Source organism: Providencia sp. wls1922, assembly GCF_009706505.1.
GTDB classification, from domain to species: Bacteria; Pseudomonadota; Gammaproteobacteria; order Enterobacterales; family Enterobacteriaceae; genus Providencia; species Providencia lanzhouensis.
Window position 1 is genome coordinate 124,834 of record NZ_WLUG01000119.1, and the last position, 14,042, is coordinate 138,875.

At 42.2% G+C, this 14,042-nt stretch carries 13 protein-coding genes and 3 tRNA genes; 7 read left to right on the plus strand and 9 right to left on the minus strand.

Translation table 11 applies throughout. The features are described from left to right. Window position 1 precedes the first annotated feature (1 nt). The 5 genes from sufC to GKR71_RS19780 all read left to right on the plus strand — a co-directional run bounded on the left by sufC (window position 2) and on the right by GKR71_RS19780 (window position 5,068). Window positions 2-748 (plus strand): Fe-S cluster assembly ATPase SufC, encoded by a 747-nt coding sequence (gene sufC, locus GKR71_RS19760; RefSeq protein ID WP_036950422.1) that lies wholly within the window; start codon window positions 2-4, stop codon window positions 746-748. Continuing rightward, complete coding sequence (sufD, locus tag GKR71_RS19765) at window positions 723-2,030, plus strand: Fe-S cluster assembly protein SufD (protein WP_154634753.1); 1,308 nt, start codon at window positions 723-725, stop codon at window positions 2,028-2,030. Before sufC ends, sufD begins: the two co-directional genes overlap by 26 nt. 4 nt (window positions 2,031-2,034) lie before the next feature. Then, the gene (sufS, locus tag GKR71_RS19770; protein ID WP_154634754.1) at window positions 2,035-3,273 is read left to right on the plus strand and encodes a cysteine desulfurase SufS; all 1,239 of its coding nucleotides are present in this window, start codon (window positions 2,035-2,037) and stop codon (window positions 3,271-3,273) included. 72 nt (window positions 3,274-3,345) lie between these two features. Next, the gene (sufE, locus tag GKR71_RS19775; protein WP_036950416.1) at window positions 3,346-3,762 is read left to right on the plus strand and encodes a cysteine desulfuration protein SufE; all 417 of its coding nucleotides are present in this window, start codon (window positions 3,346-3,348) and stop codon (window positions 3,760-3,762) included. 250 nt (window positions 3,763-4,012) lie between these two features. Continuing rightward, the gene (locus tag GKR71_RS19780) at window positions 4,013-5,068 is read left to right on the plus strand and encodes a L,D-transpeptidase family protein (protein WP_036950414.1); all 1,056 of its coding nucleotides are present in this window, start codon (window positions 4,013-4,015) and stop codon (window positions 5,066-5,068) included. A gap of 107 nt (window positions 5,069-5,175) precedes the next feature. Here GKR71_RS19780 and GKR71_RS19785 read toward each other — a convergent pair whose 3' ends face one another. The 6 genes from GKR71_RS19785 to GKR71_RS19810 form a co-directional block, all read right to left on the minus strand. Continuing rightward, on the minus strand, window positions 5,176-5,412 hold the full coding sequence (locus tag GKR71_RS19785; RefSeq protein WP_004263789.1) for a major outer membrane lipoprotein: 237 nt from the start codon (window positions 5,410-5,412) through the stop codon (window positions 5,176-5,178). Window positions 5,413-5,870: 458 nt separating this feature from the next. Continuing rightward, entirely contained in the window at window positions 5,871-7,283 is a 1,413-nt protein-coding gene (gene pykF, locus GKR71_RS19790; RefSeq protein WP_036950412.1) for a pyruvate kinase PykF, read from the minus strand. Between the two features lie 448 nt (window positions 7,284-7,731). Beyond that, window positions 7,732-7,808 (minus strand) — tRNA-Val (locus tag GKR71_RS19795). A gap of 42 nt (window positions 7,809-7,850) precedes the next feature. After that, window positions 7,851-7,927, minus strand: a tRNA-Val gene (locus GKR71_RS19800). Window positions 7,928-7,968: 41 nt separating this feature from the next. Beyond that, a tRNA-Val gene (locus GKR71_RS19805) sits at window positions 7,969-8,045 on the minus strand. A gap of 159 nt (window positions 8,046-8,204) precedes the next feature. Beyond that, window positions 8,205-9,578, minus strand: coding sequence for an MATE family efflux transporter (locus GKR71_RS19810; protein WP_036953546.1), 1,374 nt, complete (start codon window positions 9,576-9,578; stop codon window positions 8,205-8,207). 282 nt (window positions 9,579-9,860) lie between these two features. Between GKR71_RS19810 and GKR71_RS19815 the strand changes: the two genes are divergently transcribed. After that, window positions 9,861-10,538, plus strand: a complete 678-nt coding sequence (locus GKR71_RS19815; RefSeq protein WP_154599989.1) for a riboflavin synthase subunit alpha — start codon at window positions 9,861-9,863, stop codon at window positions 10,536-10,538. A gap of 81 nt (window positions 10,539-10,619) precedes the next feature. On the opposite strand, the gene GKR71_RS19820 is transcribed toward GKR71_RS19815, so the two are convergent. From GKR71_RS19820 to punC, 3 genes are all read right to left on the minus strand, one after another. Then, the gene (locus GKR71_RS19820; RefSeq protein WP_036953541.1) at window positions 10,620-10,892 is read right to left on the minus strand and encodes a putative quinol monooxygenase; all 273 of its coding nucleotides are present in this window, start codon (window positions 10,890-10,892) and stop codon (window positions 10,620-10,622) included. A gap of 24 nt (window positions 10,893-10,916) precedes the next feature. Continuing rightward, window positions 10,917-11,672 (minus strand): helix-turn-helix transcriptional regulator, encoded by a 756-nt coding sequence (locus GKR71_RS19825; RefSeq protein WP_036953538.1) that lies wholly within the window; start codon window positions 11,670-11,672, stop codon window positions 10,917-10,919. A 173-nt stretch (window positions 11,673-11,845) separates the two neighbouring features. Continuing rightward, window positions 11,846-13,069, minus strand: coding sequence for a purine nucleoside transporter PunC (gene punC, locus GKR71_RS19830; protein ID WP_036953535.1), 1,224 nt, complete (start codon window positions 13,067-13,069; stop codon window positions 11,846-11,848). Between the two features lie 122 nt (window positions 13,070-13,191). On the opposite strand from punC, the gene punR reads away from it, so the two are divergent. Continuing rightward, window positions 13,192-14,042 (plus strand): DNA-binding transcriptional activator PunR (gene punR / locus GKR71_RS19835; protein ID WP_154634755.1); only part of this gene is annotated, 851 nt, incomplete at its 3' end.

Below are 14,042 nucleotides of genomic sequence, written 5' to 3' on the forward strand. Positions count from 1 at the left end.
TATGTTAAGTATTAAAGATTTACATGTAAGTGTAGAAGGTAATGAAATTTTAAAAGGGCTGTCTCTGGAAATTAAACCGGGTGAAGTTCATGCGATTATGGGACCAAACGGTTCGGGTAAAAGTACTTTGTCCGCAACCCTAGCAGGCCGTGAAGATTACCAAATTGATAGTGGTGAAGTGACATTCAACGGTAAGGATTTACTTGAGTTAGATCCAGAGGAACGCGCGGGTGAAGGGATTTTTCTTGCATTCCAATATCCGGTTGAAATTCCGGGTGTGAGTAACCAATTTTTCCTGCAAACGTCAGTGAATGCGGTGCGCGAATATCGCCAGCAAGAGGCGTTAGACCGCTTTGATTTCCAAGATTTTATCGAAGATAAAATCGAATTGTTGGATATGCCACAAGACCTGCTTACTCGTTCAGTTAACGTAGGTTTCTCCGGTGGAGAGAAAAAACGGAATGACATTTTACAGATGGCAGCGTTAGAGCCTAAGTTATGTATTTTAGATGAAACCGATTCGGGTTTAGATATCGATGCGCTAAAAATCGTCTCCAATGGCGTGAATTCACTACGTACACCAGAGCGTTCATTTATTATCGTGACCCACTATCAGCGCATTTTGGACTATGTAAAACCTGATTTTGTTCACGTCCTGTATCAAGGAAAAATCATCAAATCCGGTGATTTCAGTTTAGCGAAAAAACTGGAGGAGCAAGGCTATGGCTGGCTTATTGACCAACAGTGAAAGAGCGGAAAAACGCGCTGCGGTTGATGCTTTAAATCAGCAGGCAATGTGCCGTTTTGAAACGCTATATGAGCAAGGATTAGGTGGAAAATCTCAGCACGCTAAAACCCATTGGAGCCTTGCTAAACACGTAGGGCTGCCCGCTTTTCGTCATGAAGACTGGCACTATACTCCGTTAAACAGTGTGTTAAATACCCACTACCGTTTTAGCTCACAAGAACAGCAGGCACCGCTAAGTGACGCACTCGCATTAGCTATCGATGCCTATCGTGTTGTGTTGGTGGATGGGCGCTACAATGCGGAACTGAGCTCTGTCGATACGGGGGAATTTCAAGTTTCTCTGCTCGATAGCCAAGACTGGCTACCAGATGCGGTGAACAGCGAGATTTTCTTACATTTAACGGAATGCCTAGCGGCTCAACCGCTTATCATCCAGTTAGCTGCCAATAAAGTTGCGACTAAGCCACTCTATTTACTGAATATCTCCAGTGGTAGCCATGATCCAAGCTCAATGAACATGAGCCAATATCGCTATCATTTGACTCTGGGGAACAATAGCCAGTCTCAAGTGATTGAACACTTTGTCAGTTTAGATGACCAAGCGCATCTTACTGGTGGGCGTTTAACGGTTGAAGTGGGTGATAACGCTCAGTTTACCCATTTCAAACTGATGACAGAAAACCCACAGGCGCAGCACTTTGCTCATAATGACATTGTGGTGGGGCGTGATAGCCAAGTGAAAAGTAGCTGCTTTTTATTAGGTGCAGGGCTAACTCGTCATCATACAAGTAGCCGTCTTGACGGTGAAAATACGGAATTCGAGTTAAACAGCCTGTTGTTGCCGCAAGGTAATGAAATTGCCGACACACGCAGCTATCTTGAACACAATGCGGGTTATTGTAATAGCCGACAGCTGCATAAAGTGATCGCCATGGATAGCAGCAAAGCGGTATTCAACGGGATGATCAAAGTTGACCCTAACGCGCTGAAAACAGACGGTCAAATGACTAACAATACCCTGTTACTGGGTGAAAAAGCGGAAATTGACACGAAGCCTCAACTGGAGATCTATGCTGATGACGTGAAGTGTGGTCATGGGGCAACGGTTGGGCGCATCGATGATGAGCAACTCTTTTATCTACGCTCTAGAGGGATTGATAGTCAAGCTGCTAAACAGATGATTATCAATGCATTCGCAGCTGAATTAACCGAATCTATTACCATCGATGGGTTAAAACAGGCCGTGATGGCGAATATTCATCAACGCTTAGCGGAGGTGTAAACCGATGTTATTTGATGTTGAATCGGTCAGGCAGGATTTTCCTGCCTTAGCGCAATCCGTGAATAACCATCCATTGGTCTATTTAGATAGTGCGGCGAGTGCTCAAAAGCCTCAGCAGGTTGTGGATGCAGAGAGTCAATTTACGTTGCATCAATACGCGGCAGTGCACCGTGGGGTTCATACGTTAAGCGCGAATGCCACCACGCTGGTGGAAAATGTTCGCCAAAAAGCCGCGGATTTTTTGCATGCGGCCTCCCCTGAAGAGATAGTGTTTGTCAAAGGGACGACGGAAGGGATTAACCTTGTTGCTAATAGCTTTGGGCGCCAGTTTATCCAGCAAGGTGATAATATTATTATCACTGAAATGGAGCACCATGCGAACATTGTTCCTTGGTTTATGTTGGCGCAAGAGCGTGGCTTTGAAGTCAGAATCCTGCCTATCCTTGAGGATGGTACCCTCGATGCCACTCAACTCGCACAACTCATCGATGTGCGTACAAAACTCTTCAGTTTCACTCATATTTCCAATGTGCTTGGTACCGTTAATCCGGTGAAAAAATTGATTTCACAAGCGCGTGAAATTGCAGGGAGGTATGGAAATAGGCTGACCATCCTCGTGGATGGTGCACAAGGGGCGATGCATCAACAGGTGGATGTACAAGCGCTAGATTGCGATTTTTATGTTTGTTCAGGCCATAAGCTATATGGACCAACCGGTATTGGGATCCTCTACGGCAAGAAGGCATTGCTTGAAAAAATGCCTCCTTGGGAAGGGGGTGGGGCGATGATCCGCCAAGTCAGCCTGAAAAAAGGAGTCACATTTGCGGACATTCCATGGCGATTTGAAGCTGGCACCCCAAATATTAGTGGTATCATTGGGTTAGGCGCAGCTTTAGACTATCTCAATGAGTTAGGATTAAGCGAAACTTTTACGTATGAAAAGCAATTGATGCAATATGCGACGGATTTGCTTAAGCAAGTGCCTTCCCTTTATTTATATGGGAATGACCAACGTGAAGGCGTGATAGCCTTTAATTTAGGTGAACATCATGCTTATGATGTTGGGGCATTTCTGGATAGATATGGGATTGCTATTCGTACTGGGCACCACTGTGCTATGCCATTAATGGAACATTATCAAGTTCCTGCGATGTGTCGGGCATCTATTGGTGTTTATACGACTAAGCAGGATATCGATGCTTTGTATAATGCGTTACTGCGTGTTAAACAATTACTTGGCTAGATACCGATGGTATATCGAAGTCACCGTATTGCAGCAAATAGAGATTGTAGCAGATAGAGAGAAGGAAATATTATGTCGGCGTTACCCGATGAAGCGAAGCTATTACGCAATTTTGCACGTTGCCAAGATTGGGAAGAACGCTATTTGTATATGATTGAACTGGGCGGGCGATTACCTGCGTTATCTGAAGCTCAACAGGTGGATGATAACTTGATAGCAGGTTGCCAAAGCCAAGTGTGGATTGATATGCAAAAACAACCGGATGGTCATGTTGTTCTTGCCGGAGATAGTGATGCCGCTATTGTTAAAGGGTTAGTGGCGATTGTGATTATTCTCTTTCAAGGAAAAACACCTGAACAGATCCTTGCTGTGGATGTAAAACACTTTTTCCAGCAATTGGCGCTTGAGCAGCATCTTACGCCTTCTCGGACTCAAGGTTTAAATGGCATGATTAAGTCGATTTTAGCGCGAGCTCACCAACTTCTTTAAGTACTCAGTGGGAAATTGTCGGAATTTCCCACACTTTTCTTTTCTTCCTATTATTTTTATCCTAGAAAATATACCTAAGTAACTCACTGTATTTTATTGCTAAACTAACAATGACGAGACAAAGTTAGCTCACATTCAAATTATTAGCAGACTAAAATATTTATTAAGTATTAAAGATATTCGAGATAGTTGCTATTATGAGCGATATTGTTTGAATTTTGTAATGAATCTTATTTTCCTTGGAGTAGGTATGAAAAGAGTTTTGACGGCGGTAAGTCTGTTTGTCATGAGTGCGGTGCTGGCACCAGCGCAGGCTAAAGATTATCCATTACCCAATAACAACACACGCCTGATCGGGGAAAATATCACCTATGTGGTGCCTAACGATGGGCGCCCACTGGAAGCTATCGCAAGCGACTATCAGATTGGTTTGTTGGCGATGTTAGAGGCGAACCCAGGAACAGACCCTTATTTACCTGAAGTGGGTAAGCCACTGATTATTCCTGCTCAAATGTTATTACCTTCGACACCGCGTACCGGTATCGTGATTAACTTAGCGGAAATGCGTCTTTATTATTACCCTGAAAATAGCCATAAAGTGGCTGTGTATCCGATCGGTATTGGTCAGCTAGGACGAGATACACCTGAAATGGTGACGTCCATTAGCCAATTGATTAAAGACCCTACATGGACACCAACCACCAATATCCGTAAACATTATGCACAGCAGGGTATCACACTCCCGGCGGTGGTACCTGCTGGTCCAGAAAACCCGATGGGGCTGTATGCCTTACGCCTGTCTTATGGTCGTGGTGAATACTTGATCCACGGTACTAACGCCAATTTTGGTATTGGTATGCGTGTTAGCTCTGGCTGTATTCGTCTACGCCCAGATGATATTAAAGCACTGTTTACTAACGTACCAAAAGGAACGCGCGTTCAAGTTATCGATCAGCCAGTTAAATATGCAAAAGAGCCAGATGGTAGCTATTACATTGAGGTGCATCAGCCATTGTCACGTAAAGACAGTGATGACCCACAGACAATGCCAATCAAGCTGACTGAAGATTTCCAAGCGTTTTTAGCGAGTAACCCAGGCATTGATAAAGCAAAAGTTCAAGCAGAGTTGTCTAGACGTTCAGGATTGCCAGTAAGGGTTAATGTTGGGGATGATTCAGAATCGATGAAACGCGATTATCAGCAATTAAAACCAATTGCGCCATTCACGATTACTCAACCACAACCTGTGTTTGAAGGAGAAGTGAAGTCTTCAATTCCTGCCAAATATCAGTCATTTAAAAGCTAATGACTGCCTACCTTAAATGAGTTTTGAAGTAAAAAATAAGGGCCTATAAAATAGGCCCTCAACAATAATTCAGCTATTAAGCTTTTCTAGATAACATCAAGCCGGACTTATTTTTTGTAAGTACGTACTTGGTTGTCCAGACGTTGGTTTGCACGAGCTGCTTCTTCTTGTGCAGTTTGTACATCAGAACGCAGAGACTGAACGTCGTTGCTCAGTTGGTCAACTTTACCGTTCAGAGTTTGCACGTCTGAAGAGAGCTTTTGCACTTCAGTGCTGTTAGAACAACCCGCCAGTAATGCTGAAGCTAATACGATAGAGCCCAGTACAATTTTAGTACGAATCATTATTTTACCCTCTAGATTGATTTATCTTGAAAATATAAAAGCAAGTAACCAAAAAATAGACTTAAGAGCGTTATCTTAAAGCTACCTCTATCCCTTTAAAACAACCTAATGTAAATTAGGGTATGGTACTTACTAAGTCTTATGCTAGTACGTAATTCAAAGTTTTGCTAGAAATACTTTATATTTAACAGGGTGAAAACGAATAAAAATTTCAATTAAGGGTTATTTAGTTTGAAATTTGAGCGAATGGTTATCGTTTTATGATTTATTTTGTAAATGCTTTGTAATCAAAATCTGGGTGAATTATATCTTCGCGGATCATAACGTAACTTATTGAAATTATGTTTCGCACGGATTGCTAAATTTCAGTTATTCCAGATAATAAAAAACCCTACTGCCGTGAAGCAATAGGGTTAATGTCACGCTAGATTATGCAGGACAACTGTGATGCAAGACAACTACAGAACATGTACTGATGAGGTATTTGTTGTACCACTTTGTACTAATGCTCCGGATACCATCACGACGGCATCACCTTCAACCGCTAAACCACTTTCCAACGCTGCACGTTTTCCTTCACGATAGAAATCATCTGTGGATTCGAAAGGACCCACGATCATCGGAATAACGCCTTTCACTAACAGTAACTGGCGAGCAGTTTCTTCGTTAGTTGTCAGAGCCAGAATCGGTGCGGTAGGGAAGTATTTACGTACTGATTTTGCGGATTTACCACCATAAGTTGCGACAACGATTAATGGCACGTCCAGTTTTTCAGACATTTCAACGGCACCACGGCAGACAGCTTCAGTCACACGTAAGCGCTGGGTTGGTTTTTGATTTTCAATACGCGTTGGCATAACGCGGTCAGTACGTTCACAGATAGTTGCCATGATAGTCACAGCTTCAACTGGATACTTACCTTTCGCACTTTCTCCAGACAGCATAACAGCATCTGTACCGTCTAAGATGGCGTTTGCAACGTCACCAGCTTCTGCGCGGGTAGGGCGTGGGTTTTTGATCATTGAATCTAGCATTTGAGTCGCAGTGATAACGACTTTGCGAGCTTTAACACATTTTTCAATCATCATTTTTTGGGCGAAGATAACTTCTTCTACCGGGATTTCAACCCCTAAGTCACCACGAGCAACCATGATACCGTCAGAGGCTTCAAGAATTTCGTCGAAGTTATTTAAACCTTCTTGGTTTTCGATTTTAGAGATGATTTGAATATTCTCGCCACCGTGTTTTTTCAGGTGAGCGCGAATTTCTTCAACGTCTGAACGTTTACGGATAAATGAAGCGGCAACAAAGTCGACACCTTGTTGGCAACCGAAAACGAGGTCTTCTTTATCTTTTTCTGCCAGAGCAGGTAAGCCAATAGAAACGCCCGGTAAGTTAACACCTTTTTTCTCACCAAGATCGCCATTGTTTAATACTTGGCAAATGACTTCAGTTGCAGTGATGTTGGTTACGGTCATCCCGATTAAACCATCATCCACTAAAACGGTGTCACCCACTTTCAGGTCTTTGGTTAAGCCAGGGTAAGTGACTGCAACGCGTTCTTGGTTGCCGATAACGGAAGTATCTGTTGTGAAAGTGAAAGTTTGACCTGCAACGAGAGAAACATCATTGCCGCCTTCCAGTTTCATGGTGCGGATTTCTGGACCTTTAGTGTCCAGCAGAATAGCTGCTTGTTTACCGGTTTTTGCACAGACAGAGCGGAGGTTGTTGATACGTTGACCGTGTTCTTCATAGTCACCGTGGGAGAAGTTAAGGCGCATGACGTTCATGCCTGCATCCAATAACTGAGTTAATTTCTCTTCTGATTCGGTTTTTGGACCGATGGTACAAACAATTTTGGTTTTTTTCATGGCAGTCTATCTAATGGTTATAAAGGAAATCGGTATTGCCGCCGATGCTTAATGCGCAAGATAGTCTATGTTGCGCAACTCATTTATAAGAATAGGCGACAGTCTGGTATTCAAAATCTGGTTATTTAAAAAACGTCACTTTTTGACTCTTATTATAGTGTAGATGACATTTTTCATTAAAGCTAACATGCTGATTTGTCTTTGTTGAAACCTTTCAGCTTGTGGGATTATTATAAACAACATCAAACTGTGAGACAAATCAAATTTTGCTAAATTTGATGCAGAAGTAATTAAGATCAAACAACAGCGAGATTTTCAGTTGAAAGTGGGTTGCGCAACAAAATAAGGGAAAACAAAATCACAATCAAGATAAATATGATATTTGAAAAAAGCACTTTAATCAGGGTAAGTAGGGCACAGGATAAATAATGATTCGGAATAAGTAGAATGGTGCGTCCGAGTAGACTCGAACTACCGACCCCCACCATGTCAAGGTGGTGCTCTAACCAACTGAGCTACGGACGCACTGAGATGAAGCTTTGGTTTGTCACTGATGACAAATTCAAATGGTGCGTCCGAGTAGACTCGAACTACCGACCCCCACCATGTCAAGGTGGTGCTCTAACCAACTGAGCTACGGACGCACTGAGGTGAAACTTTGTTTGTCGCTAGTGATGAATTTAAATGGTGCGTCCGAGTAGACTCGAACTACCGACCCCCACCATGTCAAGGTGGTGCTCTAACCAACTGAGCTACGGACGCATATCAATTATTACTGCTCTAACGACGGGGACGAATATTAACGTTCTGCTGTCAATCTGGCAAGGGGAAAATGTAATTTTGCGAGAGTTTGCTCGTATTTAAAACTATTCGCAGAAAAACATTTACCGCCTTACCATAAAATGCTGAAAATTACGCCAATTATCGCGTTGAACGTAATAAAACGACACTGTCAGGTTGGCGATGGATCCACAAAATTCGTGTTGCCATACCAATAGCCGCCGCAGTGAGCCCGATAATAAATCCTAACCAGAAACCTTTTGGTCCCATCGGTTCTGTAATGAAGTCGGTTAACGCCAAAACATAGCCAGACGGTAAACCTAGAATCCAATATGCTGTAAAGGTAATAAAGAAGATTGAGCGAGTATCTTTATACCCACGTAACACACCAGCACCAATGACTTGAATAGAATCTGAAAGCTGATAAAGCGCTGCATAGAGCATCAAGCTAGATGCTAAAACAACTACTTCAGGATTCTTGTTATACATCATGGCGATAGGTTCGCGGAACGTACTGGTAAAGATGGCCGTTAAGCAAGCTAAACTTAATCCTACCGCTAAACCAGTATAGGAAGAGACTTTTGCGGCATCGGTAGATTGACGTCCCAAGTTATAGCCAACTCGAATGGTGACAGCGATACCCATTGATAATGGGAACATAAACATCACAGAACTAAAGTTAAGCGCTACTTGGTGACCCGCGACCGCAACAACGCCTAAAGGAGCGACCAATAGGGCAACAACCGCAAACAGGGTAACCTCAAAAAACAGCGCTAATCCAATCGGTGTTCCGAGCACAATAATGCGTTTCAGGATATCTGGATTTGGTGCGCCTAATGGCTGAGCAGGGCGAATATCTCTCTGATTTGGTGCGTGTTTAACATACCATCTCATCATCAGGCACATTGCCCAATACACCGTTGCTGTCGCCACGCCGCAACCAACACCACCTAAGGCAGGTGCTCCAAAGTGACCATAAATGAAGATATAGTTCACTGGAATATTGACCATCAAGCCAAGAAAACCAATGACCATGCCAGGTTTGGTTTTTGATAACCCTTCACACTGGCTACGGTACACTTGATAAAATAGGTAACCTGGGGCTCCCCACATAATCGCGTGTAGGAAACGAACCGATTTATCGGCTAACTCTTGGTCAATATGAGGCATGTTGCTAATGATCAATTTACTGTTATATAACAGTAACATGATACTAACGCCTAAAATAAAGGCTAGCCACAAGCCTTGTTGAACTTGGTCGCCAATTAGGTTTCTGCGACCTGAACCGTTCATTTGAGCGATGATTGGCGTGAGCGCCATGAGAATACCTTGCCCTAATAAAATAGCAGGCAACCAAATAGAAAAACCAACAGCCACAGCTGACATTTCGATTTCGCTAACACTTCCCGCCATGATGGTGTCCACAAACCCCATGGCGGTTTGGGAAAATTGGGCAAAGAAGATAGGGATACCGAGAGCCAACAAGCTACGCGCTTCTGTAATATATTTCTGCACGCATACACCTTCACAATAAGTTTCGAATTAAAAAAAGAAAAAAGCGGAATGAAAATCTATGATTTACTAAAAAATCAGATAGTTAATGCTAACCCCTTATTCTATCTCTTTTATGTAACCAATCCAACATAGTTATAGATAAGAATAATAAAACAGCAGATTAGTATAGAAACCGTTTAAATGTTTTGTGATGGCAGCATAAATATAACCACTCAAATAAGATAGATCTCTGAAAATTCTTAGGTAAACTGAGTTCATTAATTCACTGCACTGAGAGTCATTATGTTTACAGGCATTGTTCAAGGAACCGCTCCAATTATCTCAATCACGGAAAGAGCTAATTTCCGTACTCATGTCATGAAATTCACGCCAGAATTATTAGTGGGTTTAGAAACCGGTGCATCCGTTGCGCATAACGGTTGCTGTTTAACGGTGACTAAAATTGAGGGGGAGAATGTTAGCTTTGATTTAATCAAAGAAACATTGCGCCTCACTAATTTAGGTGACTTAAAAGAAGGGGATGTGGTTAATATTGAACGTGCTGCGAAATATGGTGATGAAATTGGCGGACATGTGGTTTCGGGTCATATTGTAACCACTGCAGAAATTAGTAAGATTTTCACCTCTGAAGATAATCATCAAGTTTGGCTATCTATTTATGATAAAGCCTTGATGAAGTATATCTTGCATAAGGGATTTGTGGCGATTGATGGAATCAGCTTAACGGTCGGAGATGTTATCAACAACCGTTTCTGCGTGCATTTGATCCCAGAAACGTTGGCGAGAACAACACTGGGTAGCAAACGACTGGGTCATAAAGTCAACATTGAGATTGACCCACAAACTCAAGCTATTGTTGATACTGTTGAGCGTGTTTTGCATCAGAAAGAACAAGAAATGTTATTGAAGCAGAAACAAGAGAGTGATGACTCAGTAGATAGCGAAAAATCGTCAATCTAGTTTTGACCTGATAAGATTATAGCTCTATGCAGAGCTATAATCTGTTGAATCGGTAGGTAATAAATTCACCGGAATATTCTATTACTTCTCACTAAAATTGACCGAAAAAATGGCATTGTCACGTTCAATCGCGTCAACAAGTTGTTTGAAATGAGCGCTTTTTTGATACATTTCTAATGCTTGTGCATTTTCCCACTCTTCAAACACAATGTAGCCATTTTCTTTTGCCATCAGGTCATACTGCAAACATCCTTTTTCCATCCGGCTGCGTTTGGCAATTTCGCTAACGATTTTCTTCGTTAAATACCCGTCCTTTTTTTCGGTAGTGATTTGGGCATATACAACAATACTCATACCATTCTCCTTATGTACTCAGAACTATCTTAATGGAGACTTTGTTTTTGTATTGTAAAAAAGCGAATAATTTGACTTTAAAAACGCCGACGGTGTCATGGTAAAGTAACGCTTAAAATCGCGATAAAAGTGGGATTGATCATAATAACCCGTTTCAAACCAACGATAAGTATCTTGTTCCTTTACCATGGTTTTCATCACTTGCTCTAAGCGACAATTGATCTGGTACCGTTTTGGCGTGATCCCAAATTCTTTTAAAAACTCTTTTTGAACTAAGCGTGCGCTGTAGCCAATATCATCGGCAATTTCGGTAATTTTTTTATTTGGATTGCGATAAAGGGAATCGATAACTTGGTCAATAAAATGGTTTTTTTTTGTTGCTTTAGTGACATAAAAACACGAATTCAACTCTTTAAAAGAAGAATTGGCCAATGCTTTAAACCAGTTATCACTCCAAACTTGGCTAAGCGGAGTAGGGATATCCGTATAATTTAACGTGCGTTGGGGAAGTAAAAAACGTAGGGCATCGTGGCGAATACGTAGAACCATCACGCTGGCATTATTCGGGATAGCCGTAAATATATTGACTCTGGGGATGATTAACTGAAATGGATTGACGGATGTATGTTCGTGAGTCGACATACTGATATTTTCAGTCGAAACCCATATTTCAGCACCTGTGCCTGGGAAGATCTTAATAGCATCAGTAAATTTCTTGATAATCAAAACTGAACTAACAAATTCTTTTAATTCATCAGGAGGATAATACTGTTTCAGCATGGCTCTTCAAAACGTCATAATTGAATATGCTAATAATAGCGTGTTATAGGGAAAAAATTAACTCTATAAACGATATATTCACCAAATAACGTATTTATTAAAAATCAGTTCCGTTATTAATAATAGTAACGGAACTGATTTTTATGATGCCAAAAAATAACGTTAACTAACGATTAGTCATGCTGATATTCAGTGTGCTTAATCGCATTATTGGATTTGCTGGCACAACGCTGCATGAAATAGCCTATAATCATTGGGATTACAGTAAATGCCATCACACCAGTTGTAGCGAGTAAAGGGTCAAATGTAAGAGCAGACACTAATAAACTGGCTAAGAAACATAACCCTAACTGTAACGCATTTTGTAGTGCAGCAGCCTTACCACTAGCAGATGGGAACGTATTGAGGGCTTTGGCGACTGCAATTGGGTATGATGCTCCGTTCATTGCTGCCATAAAGCAAAATGGAACCAAAATCATGGTTAATGTTGGCTGTGTATAAATCGCCATCACAAAGAGAATAATCATGCTAACGGCATAACCGGCTAGCAAAATTGGGAACAACGTTTCAGCGCGAACTTTTGCTAATACGAAGCGGCAGCCGTATCCCCCGACAATAAATGCCAGTGTTTGAGGGATATAACTCAGGCCGATATCCGCAGGGTTAAAGCCCATATTGCGTAGAATAAACGGCGAACCCGTTAACCATGCAAAAAAGCCAGCGCTACACGCTGCGTACACAAGTACGTTACCACTGAAAACAGGGGAGCTTAACAAGGTAGCAAAGGAAACTTTGGTTTGTGGCTGGTTTTCTTCTGCGATGACTTTCGGTGCAACTTTTTTTAGCATCAAGGTCGGTAGCAGGAGTAAAACGCCCACCATCATCAGCACGATGAAGATAAATTCCCAGTTTTTGTGCTCAAGCACCCAGGCACCTAAAAGTGGCGCTAATGCAGGAGAAAGCGCCACTAAAGGCATGATAGAGGCAAATACTTTTTGAGTATCAGCTTCGTTATAGCGGTCGATAACGAGGGCCTGCCATAAAACCGCAGCAGAACAAACGCCAACGGCTTGCAAGAATCGAAGGATTAATAACTGAGTGGCATCGGTGACCCAAATCATTGCTAGACAGCTAATAATGAACAGCGAAAGCCCAACAATGAGGATAGGTTTGCGTCCTAATTTATCTGAAAGGGGTCCCCATAATAGCTGGGCAAACGCGAAGCCCGCTAGAAAGATACTTAATGATGCGCTGATAGCGCCTTCAGTCGTATTTAAGGTTGTTTGCATTGAACCAAAGGCAGGCAGATACATATCGATGGCTAAAAACCCCAGCATGCTTAGGCCAGCAAGATAAATCAAAAATCCAGAGGAGTTTTTTGTCGCAGTATTTGTCATAGTTTTTGCTTAATCTATATTTAAAATAATGTTGATAGTTATCTTATTGTATGGGCTATTTTTTTACGTTGTGAAACGGTAATATTTGGACTCTGCTATCAAATAATTTGAAAGGAAAGAAAATGTGGTCAGCTCATGCACTTGAAGTCATAGACGCAGTTGCTCGAACGGGAAGCTTTAGTGGTGCTGCGGATGAGCTGCATCGAGTCCCTTCAGCTATCAGTTATACAGTTAAACAAGTCGAAGAATGGTTGGCTGTTCCGTTATTCGAGCGCCGTCACCGTGATGTGGTATTGACGGAAGCAGGGGTTATCTTTATTAAAGAAAGTCGAAGTGTTATCAAAAAAATGATTGATACTCGACATCAATGCCAACAAGTCGCCAATGGATGGCGCGGACAGTTCAGTATTGCTGTTGATTGCATCGTAAAACCGCAGCGTACGGAACAGCTGATTTTGGATTTTTATCGTCATTTCCCTGATATTGAACTGTATATCCACCCTGAAGTGTTTAATGGAGTTTGGGATGCTTTAGCCGATGGACGTGTGGATGTTGCGATTGGAGCGACCCGTGCTTCACCAATTGGAGAGCGCTATAGCTTCCGCGATATGGGCTTTATGTCATGGCGTTGTGTTGCGAGCCCCGATCACCCATTAGCAAAAATTCAGGGCAAACTGACGGATGATCAAATGCGTGAATATCCAAGTTTATGCTTAGAAGATACCTCAAGAAGCTTACCTAAAAGGGATACTTGGGCGCTGGATAACCAACGTCGCTTAGTTGTGCCTTACTGGGAAAGTGGTTTAGCGTGTTTGGAAAATGGCCTGTGTGTGGGAATGGTTCCAGAGCACCGTGCAGCGCCATTGTGCGCAGAAGGCAAGCTTGTTGAGCTAGAATTAGCGCAGCCGTTTCCTGAAAGCCCTTGCTGCTTAACGTGGGTTGAGAATGATACATCTCCAGCGTTGAGATGGCT

Bases quoted from the DNA above. Each gene is read 5' to 3' on its own strand.
- punC (WP_036953535.1), bottom strand. From the start codon at position 13,069: ATGACAAATACTGCGACAAAAAACTCCTCTGGATTTTTGATTTATCTT.
- pykF (WP_036950412.1), bottom strand. From the start codon at position 7,283: ATGAAAAAAACCAAAATTGTTTGTACCATCGGTCCAAAAACCGAATCA.
- GKR71_RS19825 (WP_036953538.1), bottom strand. From the start codon at position 11,672: ATGCTGAAACAGTATTATCCTCCTGATGAATTAAAAGAATTTGTTAGT.
- sufC (WP_036950422.1), top strand. From the start codon at position 2: ATGTTAAGTATTAAAGATTTACATGTAAGTGTAGAAGGTAATGAAATT.
- GKR71_RS19780 (WP_036950414.1), top strand. From the start codon at position 4,013: ATGAAAAGAGTTTTGACGGCGGTAAGTCTGTTTGTCATGAGTGCGGTG.
- GKR71_RS19820 (WP_036953541.1), bottom strand. From the start codon at position 10,892: ATGAGTATTGTTGTATATGCCCAAATCACTACCGAAAAAAAGGACGGG.
- sufE (WP_036950416.1), top strand. From the start codon at position 3,346: ATGTCGGCGTTACCCGATGAAGCGAAGCTATTACGCAATTTTGCACGT.
- GKR71_RS19815 (WP_154599989.1), top strand. From the start codon at position 9,861: ATGTTTACAGGCATTGTTCAAGGAACCGCTCCAATTATCTCAATCACG.
- sufS (WP_154634754.1), top strand. From the start codon at position 2,035: ATGTTATTTGATGTTGAATCGGTCAGGCAGGATTTTCCTGCCTTAGCG.
- GKR71_RS19785 (WP_004263789.1), bottom strand. From the start codon at position 5,412: ATGATTCGTACTAAAATTGTACTGGGCTCTATCGTATTAGCTTCAGCA.
- sufD (WP_154634753.1), top strand. From the start codon at position 723: ATGGCTGGCTTATTGACCAACAGTGAAAGAGCGGAAAAACGCGCTGCG.